At 48.9% G+C, this 17360-nt stretch carries 15 protein-coding genes, 3 tRNA genes and 1 pseudogene; 12 read left to right on the top strand and 7 right to left on the bottom strand.

Translation table 11 applies throughout. The features are described from left to right. Positions 1–157, top strand: a pseudogene (locus CRG49_RS04935) (IS1595 family transposase); the annotation flags it as partial. A gap of 58 nt (positions 158–215) precedes the next feature. On the opposite strand, the gene trmB reads toward CRG49_RS04935, so the two are convergent. The 3 genes from trmB to CRG49_RS04950 form a co-directional block, all read right to left on the bottom strand. Beyond that, positions 216–932 (bottom strand): tRNA (guanosine(46)-N7)-methyltransferase TrmB, encoded by a 717-nt coding sequence (gene trmB / locus CRG49_RS04940; RefSeq protein WP_095503667.1) that lies wholly within the window; start codon positions 930–932, stop codon positions 216–218. Between the two features lie 119 nt (positions 933–1051). Continuing rightward, complete coding sequence (locus CRG49_RS04945) at positions 1052–2458, bottom strand: tetratricopeptide repeat protein (protein WP_095503668.1); 1407 nt, start codon at positions 2456–2458, stop codon at positions 1052–1054. Between the two features lie 157 nt (positions 2459–2615). Then, entirely contained in the window at positions 2616–4178 is a 1563-nt protein-coding gene (locus CRG49_RS04950) for a glycosyltransferase (protein WP_369832016.1), read from the bottom strand. Between the two features lie 95 nt (positions 4179–4273). On the opposite strand from CRG49_RS04950, the gene CRG49_RS04955 reads away from it, so the two are divergent. Continuing rightward, positions 4274–5242: a tRNA-dihydrouridine synthase gene (locus CRG49_RS04955; RefSeq protein ID WP_095503670.1), complete on the top strand. Its 969-nt coding sequence runs from the start codon at positions 4274–4276 to the stop codon at positions 5240–5242. Positions 5243–5295: 53 nt separating this feature from the next. Here the strand turns inward: CRG49_RS04955 and dnrN are convergent, their stop codons facing one another. From dnrN to CRG49_RS04975, 4 genes are all read right to left on the bottom strand, one after another. Beyond that, positions 5296–5769: an iron-sulfur cluster repair protein DnrN gene (gene dnrN / locus CRG49_RS04960; protein WP_095503671.1), complete on the bottom strand. Its 474-nt coding sequence runs from the start codon at positions 5767–5769 to the stop codon at positions 5296–5298. A gap of 228 nt (positions 5770–5997) precedes the next feature. Continuing rightward, positions 5998–6088: transfer RNA gene (locus CRG49_RS04965), tRNA-Ser, on the bottom strand. 68 nt (positions 6089–6156) lie between these two features. After that, positions 6157–6243 (bottom strand) — tRNA-Leu (locus CRG49_RS04970). Positions 6244–6273: 30 nt separating this feature from the next. After that, positions 6274–6360 (bottom strand) — tRNA-Leu (locus tag CRG49_RS04975). An 81-nt stretch (positions 6361–6441) separates the two neighbouring features. Here CRG49_RS04975 and rnr point away from each other — a divergent pair. The 10 genes from rnr to CRG49_RS05025 all read left to right on the top strand — a co-directional run bounded on the left by rnr (position 6442) and on the right by CRG49_RS05025 (position 17183). Continuing rightward, the gene (gene rnr / locus CRG49_RS04980; RefSeq protein WP_195714700.1) at positions 6442–8931 is read left to right on the top strand and encodes a ribonuclease R; all 2490 of its coding nucleotides are present in this window, start codon (positions 6442–6444) and stop codon (positions 8929–8931) included. Between the two features lie 210 nt (positions 8932–9141). Then, positions 9142–9903 (top strand): endonuclease/exonuclease/phosphatase family protein, encoded by a 762-nt coding sequence (locus CRG49_RS04985; protein ID WP_095503672.1) that lies wholly within the window; start codon positions 9142–9144, stop codon positions 9901–9903. 120 nt (positions 9904–10023) lie between these two features. Further along, positions 10024–10356 carry a hypothetical protein gene (locus CRG49_RS04990; protein ID WP_095503673.1) on the top strand — a complete coding sequence of 111 codons (333 nt, stop codon included), beginning with the start codon at positions 10024–10026 and terminating at the stop codon, positions 10354–10356. A gap of 99 nt (positions 10357–10455) precedes the next feature. Then, entirely contained in the window at positions 10456–11052 is a 597-nt protein-coding gene (locus CRG49_RS04995) for an aminodeoxychorismate/anthranilate synthase component II (RefSeq protein WP_095503674.1), read from the top strand. A gap of 264 nt (positions 11053–11316) precedes the next feature. Further along, positions 11317–11814, top strand: coding sequence for a hypothetical protein (locus tag CRG49_RS05000; RefSeq protein WP_095503675.1), 498 nt, complete (start codon positions 11317–11319; stop codon positions 11812–11814). Positions 11815–11844: 30 nt separating this feature from the next. After that, a complete protein-coding gene (gene trpD, locus CRG49_RS05005; RefSeq protein WP_095503676.1) occupies positions 11845–12876 on the top strand; it encodes an anthranilate phosphoribosyltransferase in 1032 nt (343 codons plus the stop codon). A gap of 180 nt (positions 12877–13056) precedes the next feature. Next, positions 13057–13893, top strand: coding sequence for a sulfate ABC transporter permease subunit CysT (gene cysT / locus CRG49_RS05010; protein WP_095503677.1), 837 nt, complete (start codon positions 13057–13059; stop codon positions 13891–13893). A gap of 42 nt (positions 13894–13935) precedes the next feature. Continuing rightward, complete coding sequence (cysW, locus tag CRG49_RS05015; protein WP_095503678.1) at positions 13936–14793, top strand: sulfate ABC transporter permease subunit CysW; 858 nt, start codon at positions 13936–13938, stop codon at positions 14791–14793. After that, positions 14790–15863, top strand: a complete 1074-nt coding sequence (locus CRG49_RS05020) for a sulfate/molybdate ABC transporter ATP-binding protein (protein ID WP_095503679.1) — start codon at positions 14790–14792, stop codon at positions 15861–15863. Before cysW ends, CRG49_RS05020 begins: the two co-directional genes overlap by 4 nt. A gap of 120 nt (positions 15864–15983) precedes the next feature. Continuing rightward, complete coding sequence (locus tag CRG49_RS05025; RefSeq protein WP_255408371.1) at positions 15984–17183, top strand: acetylornithine/succinyldiaminopimelate transaminase; 1200 nt, start codon at positions 15984–15986, stop codon at positions 17181–17183. Positions 17184–17360: the final 177 nt, after the last annotated feature.

Consider the following 17360-nt stretch of genomic DNA (forward strand, 5'->3'; position numbering starts at 1 on the left):
TTTTTGGAGTTATGCTAAGGGGCGTTTGGCTAAATTTCATGGTATTTCCAAAGAGATGTTTTATCTGCATCTCAAAGAAACGGAGTTTAGGTTTAACCACCGGCATGAAGATTTAGGTAAAATATTAATGAAGATGCTTCGAAATAACCCAATTTAATATTTTTGCTTCCTAAGCCCCATATTTATTTCAGACGGCCTTTTTATCTTTTTATATTTTATTTAATGCGCTTGAACACCAAATCCCAAACACCATGCCCTAAGCGTTTGCCGCGGGCTTCAAATTTGGTTTCCGGGCGGTAATCCGGTGTCGGCGCGTAATCTTCAGCCGTGTTTTGCAGGCTGTCGAAACCGCTTAATACTTCCAGCATTTGCACAGCATATTCTTCCCAGTCGGTCGCCATGTGGATGTAGCCGCCGATAGCTAATTTAGGCAATAGTTTTTCAACAAAATGTGTTTGCACCAAACGGCGTTTGTGGTGGCGTTTTTTGTGCCACGGGTCAGGGAAAAAGATGTGAATACCTGATAATGCGCCATCAGCCAGCATATTTTCAACCACTTCCACAGCATCATGGCGCATCACGCGAATGTTGCCGACTTGCTCTTCTTCAATCAGTTTCAAAATATTGCCGACACCAGGACCATGTACGTCAATCGCCAAAAAATCCGTTTCCGGCAAACGCTTGGCAATCTCGACCGTAGCCGTACCCATGCCGAAGCCGATTTCCAAAACTTTAGGATTGTCGCGGCCGAAATGTTGGTTTAAATCGATAATGGCATCTTGATAATCAATACCGAATTGCGGCCACATGGTATCGATGGCGCGCTGTTGCGCTGCAGTCATATGACCTTGACGCAAAACAAAGCTGCGGATAGAACGCAAATGCTCGGCAGGCACTTGGTTTTCTTCGTGATTTTGAGTGGAATCTGTCATGCTGGTTAAATCTTTACAATCAAAATAAAAAGGCCGTCTGAAACAAACAGCTTGGAATATGGTGCGTAATTATACCTGATTATGCTTGTTCAGACGGCCTTTTCTTTGGGCTTATGCGTTCAGACGGCCTGTTGCCATTGTGCCAACAATGTTTTCAACACATCGGCTTGCTCATGGCCATTGTCAATCGCTTGTTGCAGCCATTTACAGGCTTTTGCAGGATTTTTCGGCACGCCCATGCCATGAAAATAGAGACAAGCTAAATTGTATTGCGCCATCGTATCTTGCTGTTCGGCAGCAGATTCAAACCATTGCGCGGCTTGGCTGAAATCATTCGCAACGCCCTGACCGCTGTAATACATCATGCCCAAATTGGTTTTGGCTTTGGTATGCCCTAATTCGGCTGCTTGGAGGTAAAGTGGTAAGGCTTCGGCATAGCTTTGGCTGCGCTGTAAACCATAATGCGCGGCAAAGGCTTTTTGATAAAGGCTTTCTGCTTGCTGGCGTTGTAAAGCAGTTTGTTTGGCTGCTTCATAATGCTGATGGTCGTTCAAGGCGCTGTCGGACAATAATTTTTGATGCGCTGAGATGTCGCCCAAATCCGCCGCTTTTCGATAATATTCACGAGCTTTTTGCGGTTGCGCAGCCACGCCCAACCCATAGCGGTAAATATCACCCAATAAACGTAAAGCTTGCGGGTGATTGTTGGCAGCGGCTTGTTCAGCATGATGCTGCGCTTTTTGCGGATCGCGCTCAACATCTTGACCCAAAAGATAAATTTCTGCTAAAGCAGCATGGGCATCGTTATCGCCGTTTTCAGCGGCCGTCTGAAACCAAGTCAAGGCTTCGACACTGTTTTGCGGCAACAAAATCTCAGCCAATGCGGTTTGTGCAGGCGCAATGCCGTGTTGTGCGGCAACCTGCAAATGCGCCCTTGCTTGCGTTAAATCTTTTGCCACACCTTGTGCCAACTTGTATTGCAGCCCAAGCTGCCAATGCGCCGCGACAAAACCTTGCTCGGCAGCCAAACGGTAAAGCTGATGCGCTTTATATAAATCAGGTTCGGCAGCATATTGGTGATATTGCGCCACAAAATATTGTGCCTGCGGATGGTTTTGCTCCGCTGCTTTATTTGCCCACAGCAATGCCTGCTGGGCTTGCCCCATCTCGTTAAATGCACGCATCAAGCGCAATTGCGCATGCACCAAACCTTGTTCGGCCAATTCGATATAGTGTGGCAGAAGGGTTTGAATATCCGCATTTTCCGATTCTTGCAATTGCAGCAGATTATAACGGGCATACACATGCCCCGCTCTGGCCGCTTGCTTTAAATACTCAACACCGGCGGCAAAGTCCACTGCAATGCCATGGCCGTTAATCAGGCAGGCAGTGAGCTGAAAAGCCGCTTCGCTGTGGCCGGCTTTGGCAGCGAGCTGCAATAATTGCGCTGCTTGCGCGTAGTCCGGCGGCGATTGCAACAAAAATTGATGGGCTTGTTGATAAAGATTTTCGGTTGTCTGTGTCATGTGGCGTTTTCTTGTTGATATTGTTTTGACATTTTAGCTATATGTAAGAAGGTAAACTAAATTATGATGACAAACTGTTTGATTTTTGACTTAAGCGTAATCTATTGTATTAAAAAGGCCGTCTGAAAAGCATTTTTCAGACGGCCTATCATTTAGATTAGCTTTTTTCCTTCAAAAACATATTCACACCGCTTTCGCAACGGATTTGCTGCGTTTCTAAAGTACGCTCTAAAAGCGCATCATTTTGCGGCAGCGAATCACGTTCGACTTCATGATGCCACAAGTGATAAGCAATGCCGGCGAATTTAAGATTGTGGCGTTTCATGCCGTTGTGGTAGCAGCGGGCAACAAACTCGCTGTCTTCCCGCCCCCAACCGACAAACCAGTTATTAAAGCCGTTTACAGCCAAGGCATCTTCGCGGAAAAAGCTCATGTTGCAGGTTTTGATGCCACGGTGGTTTTGGCTGCCGTTTTTACCGACCAATGCAGACAAACAACGGCATCTTAAAGCAGAAAGGCGTTTCTCAATGCCTGAATCAAACACAGAAAGATTCGGCAATTGTTCGGAAGCCAAAATTTCTTGCGTGCGCGCTTCAGTCAAAATCACGCGTGAACCTTGTACCAAACGGCCTTTGAGTGCCAGCTTTAAATGATCGGCAATAAATGATGCATCCAGCAGCATATCACCATCAATCAGCACAATATAATCGCCTTTTGCCATCGCCAATGCACGATTACGCGATTCCGCAGCACGAAAACCATCATCAGGTCGCCAAGAGTGTTTTACCGGCACCGGGCTTTGCCGGTTAACGTATTGAATCACATCTGCCGTTTCGCGGGTTGAACCGTCATCGGCCACAATAATTTCATCGGGCAAACGCGTTTGCGACAAAGCCGATTGCAACACAAATGCAAGCGCATCCGGCCGGTTATAGGTGGTAATAATCAGCGATACTTTCAGATTTTGGTTACGCTCATGCAGCTTCACATATTTATAGTAAGAACCCTGCGCATTGGCCACTGAAATGGTGAGGCCGTCTGAACCATAGGCAAAACCGCGTTTCAGGAAATAATTTTTAATAAACGACACGCCGCCGTGCAGTAAGGCTTTGGCAGGTGAAGTTTTCTTTTTAAAGCGGTTTTCATCGGCATACAGCGAAGAATATTGCTGCATTTTTTGAATCAAACCTTCTGCGTTTTCAAAAGAATAATGTTTCAGACGGCCTGACAAAGTATAGCTTTGCGCATCTTTAGAAATCATCAAAGACTCATGCACTTGGCGGTCGGAAAAACGGGTAAAACGACGATGATAAAGGCGCGGCAGAATATCCGGATACCAGCCGCAACCTTTAATCAAACGGCCGTTGTAATGATTCAGGCGGGACAAGGTATAAATACTTTGTGGGTCATTTTCCGACACTGCGGCGCGAATACTGTCGATTAATTCCGCATCGGGCACTTCGTCGCTGTCGATACTGAAAATCCAATCGTTTTGCGCCAAACGAGCAGCCATGTTTTTCATGGGGCCGAAACCGATAAAATCATGCTTGAAATAGCTGACATTTTTAAATTGCGCGGCAATCTCGAATGTGCGGTCAGTCGAGCCATTATCGAGCAGCAAAACTTCATCAAAATCGCCCAGCGCGGTCAGCACTTCCACCAAATAGCGTTCGGAATTTTTTACCAACATGGCGGCAGTTGCTGGAATTCTTGTGTTTATCATGGTCAGGCCGTCTGAAAAATATCTTAAACGGCTGTATTTTACCCGATATACCGCTACAATACGCATTTCATTTTTCAGACGGCCTATTGACTATGCGATTGCTGCTCGCCCCTATGCAAGGATTATGCGACGACGTGATGCGTGATTTGTTAACGCGTATCGGCGGTTACGACGAGTGTGTCAGCGAATTTGTGCGCATCACCCACACCGTGCATTCCCGCGCCACATGGCTGAAATATGTGCCGGAAATTGCCAACGGTAACCAAACTTTTGCCGGCACACCGTGCACCGTGCAACTCTTAGGCAGCGATGCCGACAATATGGCCGTCAATGCTTTGGAAGCCGTGCGCTTTGGTGCCGACAAAATCGATTTAAACTTCGGCTGCCCCGCCCCCACCGTCAACAAACACAAAGGCGGTGCGGTTTTGCTGAAAGAGCCGGAATTGATTCACCACATCGTCAAAACCCTGCGCAGCCGCCTGCCCGAACATATTCCGCTAACCGGCAAAATGCGCTTGGGCTTTGAAAATACCGATTTGGCTTTAGAATGCGCCGCCGCGATTGCCGAAGGCGGCGCATGCGGGTTGACCGTACATGCCCGCACCAAAGTTGAAGGTTACGAACCGCCGGCGCACTGGGATTGGGTACGCAAAATCCGTGATGCAGTCTCGATTCCGGTCACGGCAAACGGCGATGTGTTCACGCTGGAAGACTATTTAGCAATTAAAGAAGTCAGCGGTTGCGACAGCGTGATGTTGGGACGCGGTGCGGTCATTCGGCCGGATTTGGCACGACAAATCAAACAATACGAGTATGGTGAAACGGTAAAGCCCACCGATTTTGCCGAAATCGCCAGTTGGATTAATCTCTTCTTTGATTTGTGTGTTGCCAAAGAAGCCAACAACAAATACCCCGTGGCGCGTTTGAAACAATGGCTCGGCATGATGAAAAAAGAATTTCCGCAAGCGCAAGATTTGTTTGAGCGGGTGCGAACTTTGAAAGAAGCGGATGAGGTCAAACAAGTGTTGTTGGCCTTTGAAGCAGAGCAACAGGCCGTCTGAAAAAATGCCGTCTGAAAACGTTCAGACGGCATTTTTAGTTTGATAAAGGCAGCTTAAGAAGCCAACACACGAGGGAAAAATACTTCGTTTTCCAAATGGATATGGTCGGTCAAATCATTGACCATTTCTTCTGCTAAGCGGTACAAGCGCGTCCAGCTGCCACAAGCATTTTCCGGAATTTCAAAATTGTTGGTCAATTTGCGCAGGCGTTCGATGGCTTTATCGTGTTCTTCATGTTCGTGCATCATCACACTAATCGGCATTGCCGCACCACGCCCCACGCCCTGATTCACCATCGGAAACAGCATACGTTCTTCCTTCATCATGTGGCTCAATAATTCATTTTGCATATAGGCCAGCAACTCGGCAATTTCAGCCGGAAAAGTATCGGCATGCACTGTTGCCACTTTTTGCGCTAACGGCACCAGCTCATCAAATTGCGCGCGATGCACATTATGGTAACGCTGCAAAATATGGTCGATGGTGGCATTAAAAGGCGCAGTTTCCCAAACGGTAAAATCGGTCATGGTCAGGTTCCTTGTGTTGATGAAAGGCTTTCAGACGGCCTCTTTAAAAGATACATATTTTATGAATGTATTGAATAAATGCAAGGATACACCGATTCAGCTGCTTTGTATAGCGTTGAATAAATGAAATAAGTAATTAAAAATAAGTGTGATTTTCACATATTGAGCATGACGGCTATTGGATAATAAAAAAATCCCAAGTCATTCATGACTTGGGATTTATATTCTTGGCAGAGGGGAAGGGATTCGAACCCTCGATACGCTATTAACGTATACACACTTTCCAGGCGTGCGACTTAAACCACTCATCCACCCCTCTATAAGATAGATTATTTGCCGATTCACATCACGCAAATAATAAAAAATCCGGTTTCAAACCGGAAGTTTTGGTGCCCAGGAGAAGACTCGAACTTCCACACCCGTGAGGATACTAGCACCTGAAGCTAGCGCGTCTACCAATTCCGCCACCTGGGCATTCAATTGTTAAAGCAAAGAGACCAATCATGGTGCCCAGGAGAAGACTCGAACTTCCACGCCCGTGAGGACACTAGCACCTGAAGCTAGCGCGTCTACCAATTCCGCCACCTGGGCTTTGCTTTATTTATCGTTTTACGTTACAGTACCAAAGGTGCTGCTGAAAACGAAGTGGCTATTATATATTTACAACGAAGAATGTCAACTGTAAAAATGAATAAAAAAATTAAATTATTAAATCTACGAGAAAAAGATCCTTACTTAGAGCGAGAAAAGCAACGTTACGCTGAGCCGTTGCCCAGCCGAGAGTGGGTGATTGAATTATTAGAACAAAAAGGCGTGCCGACCAAAATCGATGCCTTGGCACGCGAGCTCTCGATTAAAGACGAAGAATACGAATTTTTCGAACGCCGTCTGAAAGCCATGGCGCGTGATGGTCAGGTATTGATTAACCGTCGCGGCGCAGTGTGTGCGGCGGATAAACTGGCCTTGGTTAAATGTCGTGTCGAAGCGCATAAAGACGGCTTCGGTTTTGCTGTGCCGCTGGAAAAAACCGGCGAAGGCGATTTTGTCTTATACGAACGCCAAATGCGCGGCGTGATGCATGGCGATATTGTCACCGTGCGCCCTGCCGGTATCGACCGTCGCGGCCGCCGCGAAGGCATGGTGCTGGATATTGTTGAGCGTGCGCAGGTTCAAGTGGTTGGTCGTTTCTATATTGATCGCGGCATTGCGATTTTGGAAGCAGAAGACAAACGCTTAACCCAAAGCATTGTGTTAGAGCCTGAAAGCGTGGCGCAATTTAAGCCTGAATCCGGCCAAGTGATTGTGGCCGAAATCGAAAGCTACCCTGAATTGCACCGCCCTGCCGTAGCCAAAATCATCGAAGTGTTGGGCGAATATGCCGACAGTGGCATGGAAATCGAAATTGCCGTACGCAAGCATCATTTACCGCACCAGTTTAGCGAAGCCTGCCAAAAAGCTGCCGCAAAAATCCCCGATCATGTGCGTAAAAGCGATTTGAAAGGCCGCGTGGATTTACGCGATTTGCCTTTGGTGACCATCGATGGCGAAACCGCGCGTGACTTTGACGATGCGGTGTACGCCGAGCGTATCGGCCGCAATTTCCGCTTGGTGGTGGCGATTGCCGATGCCAGCCATTATGTGCGCCCGGGCGATGCGATTGACAATGATGCCATCGAGCGCAGCACCAGCGTGTACTTTCCGCGCCGCGTGATTCCGATGCTGCCGGAAAATCTTTCCAACGGCATTTGCTCGCTGAATCCCGATGTCGAGCGTTTGTGTATGGTTTGCGATATGTCCATCACTTATGCCGGTAATGTGAAAGAATATAAATTCTATCCGGCGGTGATGCGCTCCCACGCCCGCTTGACGTACAACCAAGTATGGCAATGGATTCAAGAAGGCTCTGATAATCCGCTGAAGCCGCAAATCGATACCTTATATAAACTTTTCCAAGTGTTGCAGAAAAAACGCCAAGATCGCGGCGCAGTCGAATTTGAAAGCGTGGAAACGCAGATGATTTTCGACGACAATGGCAAAATCGAAAAAATCGTGCCGGTGCATCGTAATGATGCGCATAAGCTGATTGAAGAATGTATGCTGGCGGCGAACGTGTGTGCGGCAGATTTTCTGCTGAAAAACAAACATACCGCCCTATTCCGCAACCACTTAGGCCCAACGCCGGAAAAATTGGCGACCTTGCGCGAGCAATTGGGTTTACTGGGCTTGACCTTGGGCGGTGGCGATAAACCGACCCCGAAAGATTATGCCGCCTTGGCGCAGCAATTCAAAGGCCGACCGGATGAAGAGTTGCTACAAGTGATGATGTTGCGCTCGATGCAACAGGCAGTATATGAACCTCATAACGATGGCCACTTTGGCTTGGCTTACGAATCATACGCCCACTTCACGTCACCCATCCGCCGCTATCCGGATTTGACCGTGCATCGTGCCATTAAGGCCGTGTTGCAAGGCGAAAAATACACGCCGCAAAAAACATGGCAGGCCTTGGGTGTGCATACTTCGTTCTGCGAGCGCCGTGCCGATGATGCCAGCAAAGACGTTGAAAACTGGCTGAAAACTTATTACATGCGCGATAAAGTGGGTGAAGTATTCAAAGGCAAAATTTCCGGCATGACCAGCTTCGGCATTTTTGTCACCTTAGACGACATCCACATCGACGGCTTGGTGCACATCAGCGACTTAGGCGAAGATTATTTCAATTTCCGTCCGGAAATCATGGCCATTGAAGGCGAACGCAGCGGGGTGCGCTTCAGCATGGGCGATGAATTGATGGTTAAAGTTGCCCGTGCCGATTTAGACACCAGCAAGATTGATTTGGTATTGGTAAACGGCAATGAAAACGGCACAAAAAGCCGTCGCTCAAATTCACGTGCTGCCGCCAAAAACGAAAGCAGACAGCCCGCCGTAGCCGAAAAAGCCCAAACCCGCAGTAAAAAACTGTCGACTAAAGAAATTGACGAGCAAATGGCTGCCGCTAAGCAAAAGCCTTCACGCCATAAAACGGATGAGCACAAGCAAGCTGCCAAACCTAAAGCAGCAAAAAGCAAAAAATCATCGAAAAAGAAAGGCGTGAAAGTCAAAGTGAAAAGCAGCGGTGAGCATGCCGGCAAACGCAAAGGCCGCAGCAAAGCCAAGTCTTAATGTTTAGTATTTAGGCGTATGAAAGGCCGTCTGAAACTTAGTTTTCAGACGGCCTTTCATCTTATTAGTGCTTGCTAAAAATGAAGTTTTTTTACATAGCGCAAAAAAACCATAGCGTTTATGGTGTTATACTGTAATGAGGAAAACAGTCGGCTTCAATAAAAATCTAATCATGAGCCGACGCATAACAAAACACACAGCGAGGTCATCATGTCACCACGTCCCGTTACCATTACGTCCTACAACATGCACAAAGGTATGTCGGCACTCAACCGAAAATACCAGCTCGACAGCATGGGCGATGCCTTACAATCGCTCAATTCAGATGTATTGTTTCTTCAAGAAGTGCAAGGTATGCACGCCAACCGCAGCAGCAAAATTCTCGAATACCCGAGCGAGCCGCATTATGATGTGCTGGGTAACCATCTCTCTTTCAACCGCAGCTACGGCAAAAATGCCATCTATCCGCAACGCCACCACGGTAATGCCATCCTCAGCCATCTACCGCTAGAAACCCGCAATAATCTGAATATTACAGTCAATAAACACGAGCAGCGCGGCATGTTGCATTGCGAAGTATTACCGGAAGGCTGGGATGTTCCTTTAGTGTGTTTGTGCGCCCACCTGAATTTGCGTGAACCCGACCGCGCCAAGCAATATCAGACGATTTTTGAATACGTCAGCCAACACATCGATACCCAAAGCCCATTGATTATTGCCGGCGACTTCAACGATTGGCGCTATAAATCGGCCATTTCGCTGGGCAAAGCCCTCAACCTAGATGAAGTGTTTCTCGACAGCAAGGGCAAACGCCCGAAAACCTTCCCTTCCCGCATGCCGCTGCTGAGCCTTGACCGGGTTTATACGCGCAATTTGGACATCATGGAAACCCAAATCCACAACAGCCGCAACTGGCAAATGCTTTCCGACCATCTGCCTTTAAGCGTGAAAGTCAAACCGAAATTGCCGTAAAGCAATGCAGCATGAAAACAGGCCGTCTGAAAGAATTTCCCCACGCAAAAATTCTTTCAGACGGCCTGAATTGCTGATAAGATAAACATCATTCAAGATTTAACAGAAAAGGCGCAGATGATGGATATCGAACACGATTACCTCAGCCGGATGCCGTTTCACATCGTATTCATCGACCCGCTGCACACCGATTTCAAAAGCAGCGCCCGCAAATTAAATGAATACATCCACCGCAATCCGCTCGCCCATGCCCGTTTACACCAGCCGAAGTTTGCCGCCAAAATTCTTGAAATGGCTGCATTCCGCAACAATATGCGCGTGGTGATACGCAAAGCCGATGCACAAGTCAAACACGATTTGCACTATCTCATTCGCAACGGCGTGTTTACCACCGATGAAAAAATGTGGTTGTTTATCAATGATCCCGATAACTTGGCGTTGGTGAAAAATTAGGTCGTCTGAAACCAGCCAATCAATAAGGGGGTAAACAATGGGGTATAAAGCAGATAAATTATCAATTTATCATATATAAATCAAAAGGTTATAAATTAAATGCTACTCTTTATTGATAACTACGATAGCTTCACCTACAACATCGTGCAATATTTTGCCGAACTCGGCCAAGAAGTCGTGGTGCGCCGTAATGACGACATTACATTGGAAGAAATCGCCGCGCTCAAACCACAATACCTGATTATCGGCCCCGGCCCGTGTTCACCGAAAGAAGCAGGCATTTCCGTGGCCGCCATGCAGTATTTTGCCGGTAAGCTGCCGATTATGGGCGTGTGTCTCGGCCATCAAACCATCGGCGAAGCGTTTGGCGGCAATGTAGTGCGTGCGCAAACCTTAATGCATGGCAAAGTTTCGCCGGTTCATCACACCAATCAGGGCATGTTTAAAGGTTTGCCTAATCCCGTGACTTGCACGCGCTATCACAGCTTGGTGATCGATCGCCACACCCTGCCCGATTGCCTTGAAGTTACCGCATGGACGGATGACCAAGAAATCATGGGCGTGCGCCACAAGCAATATGCCATCGAAGGCGTGCAATTCCATCCCGAAGCCTTGTTGACCGAACACGGCCACGACATGTTGCGTAATTTCTTGGAAGAATTCAAAGATTTTCGCCCCCAAGCTCAAGCTGCTTGAATAAAAAATTCAATTTCAATGAACTATCCGCCATGACAGCGGTCTGAAGTTTCATATAATAAATGCCGTCTGAATCTATTTATCCGAAAATATGTTCAGACGGCCTCATAATCTATGCTCTTTATGTGCTGAAACTCCTTTCGGCACGACACATTCGGCCATACGCTTGCTCAATATCGATTCCACAAACCACCGTAAATTTCAAATTTGCACTATCGGCAAATCCATAATTTATGGCAAGAATAATAAGGATATTGCCGCGTAATGGCCACTCCATCTTATCCCAGCCGCCAAGTGCTTCTCTATTCACTCATGGGCGGTTTCGGCGTATCATTGCTCGTTATCGAAGCCAATTGGCAGATTCTCCGATGGGCCGAACGGCAAGACGGTTATCATCCACCACCTGCCGGCATACCTGCCCATCTTTTTGAAATTCTGCTGTATGCCACCCTGACCTGCCTACCTTTGGTTTTGCTTACCGTTGCCATTTGCGTGGACAAACGGGTTTACCGCAACAAACGCGGCGGGTATATTATCGGCTTTTGCGCCACCGCTGTTTTCTTGGCTATTGTGATCGGCGCATGGCTGTTCAAAATGATTACCCACTACATGGAAGCGCACACCATTTGGCTGCCGCCTTCCGATTTTGGGTCTGCATTGGCTTATATTTGGCTGTGGTTTTGCATAAGCTCGGTAATGCTGTGTGCTTGGCTTGCCGGTACGCCGCCTAAACCTGAGCCTACGCTGCAAGAAAGCGCATAACATTTATCTGAAATACCGAAGGGAAAACACATGATTACGCCGCAACAGGCAATTGAACGTTTAATCAGCAACAACGAGCTTTTTTACGATGAAATGACCGATTTGATGCGCCAAATCATGAGCGGTCAAGTGCCGCCGGAGCAAATCGCGGCGATTATGACCGGCTTGCGCATTAAAGTGGAAACTGTATCTGAAATCACTGCTGCCGCAGCCGTGATGCGTGAGTTTTCCACCAAAGTGGCGGTGAACCATGCCGATAATTTGGTCGATATCGTCGGCACAGGCGGTGATGGTGCAAAAACCTTCAATATCTCAACCACGGCCATGTTTGTGGCGGCCGCAGCCGGTGCCAAAGTGGCGAAACACGGCGGCCGCTCGGTGTCTTCTTTCAGCGGTGCGGCCGATGTAATGGAACAAATGGGCGCGGTGTTGAATGTATCGCCCGAACAAGTTGCCCAAAGCATAGAGCAAACCGGCATTGGTTTTATGTTTGCACAAAACCACCACAGCGCCATGCGCCATGTTGCACCGGTGCGCCGCTCATTGGGCTTCCGCAGCATTTTCAATATTTTAGGTCCATTAACCAATCCGGCAGGTGCGCCGAACCAGCTTTTGGGCGTGTTCCACGTTGATTTGTGCGGCATTCTCTCACGCGTATTGCAGCAATTGGGTTCGAAACATGTGCTGGTAGTCTGTGGCAAAGGCGGTTTGGACGAAATCACCCTTACCGGCAATACTCGCGTGGCCGAATTGAAAGACTGCACCATCCATGAATACGACATCAACCCGCAAGATTTCGGCATGGAAATCCGCCGCAACCTTGACGACATCCGCGTGGAAAACAGCGAAGAATCGCTGCAAAAAATGGATGCCGTCTTAAACGGTGAACACGGTGCGGCGCGCGACATTGTGGTGCTCAACGCTGCCGCGGCTTTGTATGCAGGCAACGTAGTGGACTCTTTGGCTGCTGGTGTCGCAGCCGCCCAAGAAGCGATTGATTCGGGTAAGGCTAAAGCCAAAAAAGCGGAATTTATCGAATTTAGCCGACAGTTTGCCGCATAAGCTATTGTCTTCAAAGGCCGTCTGAAACATGAGTTTCAGACGGCCTTTTTATATTTAACGAAACCAATCCCCCACAAGCATATATAACAAAATCATCTTTGCAATAAACAAACCATTCTTTCCCTTTTTCAGACGGCTTCTATAAAGTGACGCCCATAATCACTATTCTGTTATCAAACCATGTTATTACTGAAAACCCCCAGCGTCTTACCCGGTTTTAAAATCAGCTTAGGGCTAACCGTGTTGTGCTTGTCGCTTTTGGTCGTGTTGCCGTTTGCCATGATGGCGGCCAAAGCCGGCGAAATCGGTTGGACGGCTTTTTGGCAAACCATCGCCGAGCCTAATGTTTTGGCAGCGGTATGGCTGACTCTGAAAATGTCGTTTTACGCCATGCTGACCAATATCGTGTTCGGCACTTTGGTCGCGTGGGTGTTGGTGCGCTATGAATTTCCCGGCAAAAGTCTGGTAAATGCTTTGGTGGATTTACCCTTTGCCCTGCCTACCGCCGTCATCGGTATTGCCTTGGCAACTTTATACGCGCCGAATGGCTGGATCGGCCAATGGTTCGAGCCTTTGGGCATCAAAATTGCCTTTACCCCCATTGGTATTTGGATTGCGCTGGTGGTGGTGAGCCTTCCATTTATCGTCCGTGCCGTGCAGCCGGTATTGGAGGAATTATCAGGCGAATACGAAGAAGCTGCGGCCACTTTGGGTGCCAACCGCTTCACCACTTTTCGCCGCGTGTTACTGCCGGAAATCATGCCGGCTTTGATCACCGGCGCAGGTATGATGTTTGCCCGCGCAACAGGCGAATACGGCTCGGTAATTTTTATTGCGGGCAATATTCCGATGGTTTCCGAGATTTTGCCGTTGATTATTACCGGCAAACTGGAGCAATTTGATGTGCAGGGTGCATCGGCGGTGGCGTTATTTATGCTGATGATTTCGTTTGCGATTTTATTTGCCTTAAACGTAACACAATGGGCATTAAGCAAACGTGCCGGCGCCAAAGCCTGATAGGCCGTCTGAAACTTTTGGAATAGAAAAAAGATATTGATTATGCAAACCCATTCTTCCAATCCAAACCTAACCGAGCCGCGCTGGCTGCGTTTCACCTTAACCGCGATTGCCTTGCTATTCCTGCTGGTGATGCTGGTGGTGCCGCTGGTGGCGGTGTTTTACGAAGCCCTAAAAGGCGGTTGGGATTTGTATGTGCAGTCGATTACCGATCCCGAAGCATGGTCGGCCATTCAATTGACCTTGATTACCGCTGCCATTGTGGTGCCGGTGAATGCTGTGTTGGGCATTGCCATGGCTTGGCTGCTCACGCGCTTTGATTTTCGCGGCAAACAATTGCTGACGACTTTGCTCGATTTGCCGTTTTCCGTGTCTCCGGTGGTGGCCGGTTTGATGTTTGTATTGCTGTTTGGCGCACACACTGTTTTGGGCGGCTGGCTCGAAGCGCAAGGCATTCAGATTATTTTTGCCATTCCGGGTATTGTGTTGGCCACTTTGTTTGTAACCTTTCCCTTTGTGGCGCGTGAACTGATTCCGCTGATGCAGGCGCAAGGCGACAGCGAAGAGCAGGCGGCCTTGACTTTGGGCGCGAGCGGCTGGCAAATGTTTTGGCGCGTGACCCTGCCCAATATCAAATGGGCGCTGCTCTACGGCGTGATTCTGACTAACGCGCGCGCCATGGGTGAATTTGGTGCCGTCAGCGTGGTGTCCGGCCATATTCGCGGTGAAACCAACACCATCCCGCTTTTGGTAGAAATCTTCTACAACGAATACAACTTTACCGGTGCCTTTGCCCTATCCGGCGTATTGGCCTTATTGGCCTTAGCCACCTTAGCCTTACAAAACTTCATCACCAAAATGCAAGAGAAAAAACTCGCCGCAGCGGAGAGAAACGCATGAGCATCACCATTGAAAACTTAAACAAACATTTCGGAAATTTCCACGCGCTGAAAAACATCAATCTAAACGTGCCGACCGGCAAACTGGTTTCGCTACTCGGCCCATCCGGCTGCGGCAAAACCACGCTGTTGCGCATCATTGCCGGCTTGGAAACTTCCGACAACGGCAAGATTCTGTTCGACGGCCAAGACGTTACCGACAAACATGTGCGCGACCGCAAAGTCGGCTTTGTATTCCAACATTACGCCTTGTTCCGCCACATGAACGTGTTCGACAACGTGGCTTTCGGCTTGACCGTATTGCCGAAAAGCAAGCGCCCGAGCAAAGAAAAAATCCGCGCCAAAGTAGAAGAATTATTGGGTTTGGTGCAGCTTTCGCATTTGTCCAAATCTTATCCGCACCAGCTTTCAGGCGGCCAGCGCCAACGCATCGCCCTTGCCCGCGCTTTGGCGGTAGAACCCAAATTACTGCTGCTGGACGAACCATTCGGCGCGCTCGATGCCAAGGTTCGCAAAGAATTGCGCACATGGCTGCGCGACATTCACCATAATCTCGGCGTGACCAGCATTCTCGTCACCCACGACCAAGAAGAAGCCTTGGAAGTATCCGATGAAATTGTGGTGATGAACCACGGCCACATCGAGCAAACCGGCAGCGCAGACCACATTTACCGCCAGCCGGAAAATGCGTTTGTCACTGAATTTTTGGGCGAAACCGATGCCTTCGAAGGCCGTATCGAAAAAGGAGTGTGGCATTACGGCAGCTACCAATGGCCGCTCGACCGCCAATACAAATGGCAGGAACAATTGGCCACCGGCTATATCCGCCCGCACGAATGGCAAATCGCCCAAGCCGGCCAAACGCCGATGCTGACCGCCGCGGTTGAAAAAATCCACGCTGTCGGCGCTTTGACCCACGTCACCGTCAAACACGACAACCGCGACGTGCACATCACCCTAGCCGGCAGCGATGCCGCCCGATTGGCCTTGGCCGTGGGCAGCGAGCTGGCTTTGGTGCCGAAGCAAATCTACATCTTCTCGCAAAACGAATTAATCGAATATTCGATTTGATTGCGATGATTAAAGGCCGTCCGAAAATATCGTTTTCAGACGGCCTTTTGTCTTGAAAATCGTTAACAATCGGCGCATAATCAAAGGCTCATTTTTATAAAAAACAGCCAACCCATTTCAATAAAGGAAGCCGCCATGAGCAACTATCTCACCCCCAATTTCTCATTCGCCCCAATGATTCCCGAGCGCGCCTCGGGCAGCCGCGTATGGGATACCGAAGGTCGTGAGCTGATTGACTTATCAGGCGGCATCGCCGTGAATGCTTTGGGTCACAGCCATCCCGAGCTGATTGACGCGCTGAACCAGCAAGCGCAAAAAGTGTGGCACATTTCCAATATCTACACCACCCAACCTGCGCAAGATTTGGCTCGCCGCTTGGTAGAAAACAGCTTTGGCGACAAAGTGTTTTTCTGCAATTCCGGCGCCGAAGCCAACGAAGCCGCGCTGAAACTTGCCCGCAAACACGGCCGCGACCATTTTGGCGAACACAAAACCGAAATCATCGCCTGCGTCAACAGCTTCCACGGCCGTACGCTGTTTACCGTATCTGTCGGCGGCCAGCCAAAATACAGCCAAGATTACGCACCGCTGCCGCAAGGCATTACCCATGTTGAGTTTAACGATATCGCCGCGCTCGAAGCCACCATCAGCGAAAAAACGTGCGCGGTGATTATCGAGCCGATTCAAGGCGAAAGCGGCATCTTGCCTGCCACACAAGAATATCTCGAAGCCGCCCGCCGCTTGTGCGACCAACATAATGCCTTACTGATTTTTGATGAAGTGCAAACCGGCGTCGGCCACACCGGCAAATTGTTTGCCTACGAGCATTACGGCGTGAAACCCGACATCATGGGCTTGGCCAAAGCGCTCGGCTGCGGCTTTCCGATTGGCGCGATTGTCACCACCGATGCCATCGCCCCAACCTTTGGCCCCGGCACACACGGCTCTACCTTCGGCGGCAACCCATTAGCCTGCGCCGTTGCCAACCGCGCGTTCGACATCATCAACTCGCCTGAAACCTTAAGCCATGTACAAGCCCAAGGCGAAAAACTTCAGACGGTCTTACAACAAATCGGCGAGCGCACCGGCGTATTCAAACAAGTCCGCGGCATGGGCTTGCTGCTGGGTGCCGTGATGGCCGATCAATATGAAAACCGTGCCGGTGAAATTTTCAACGCCGCCTTAAAACACGGCCTGATGGTGCTGGTTGCCGGTCCAAATGTCGTGCGCTTTGCCCCAAGTCTGCTGCTGAACGATGAAGATTTGCAAGAAGCCATGCAACGCTTAGAAGCTGCGATTAATGAGTGGTTAGCTGCTTAAAGACTGAGACCTTTACAAAACCCTAGATTTGAGTATAGTTCAAAGTTGTAGCAGCACAGAAAGCGCAGACATATCATAAAGATAGGCAAGCTTTCGATCAGCGCACAACTAAGAAATGTACCAAAGATGGGGATTTTGCAAAGGTCTCAGACTGCTTATCCATAATTAACAAGGCCG

Source organism: Neisseria sp. N95_16, assembly GCF_002551535.2.
GTDB lineage: Bacteria > Pseudomonadota > Gammaproteobacteria > Burkholderiales > Neisseriaceae > Neisseria > Neisseria brasiliensis.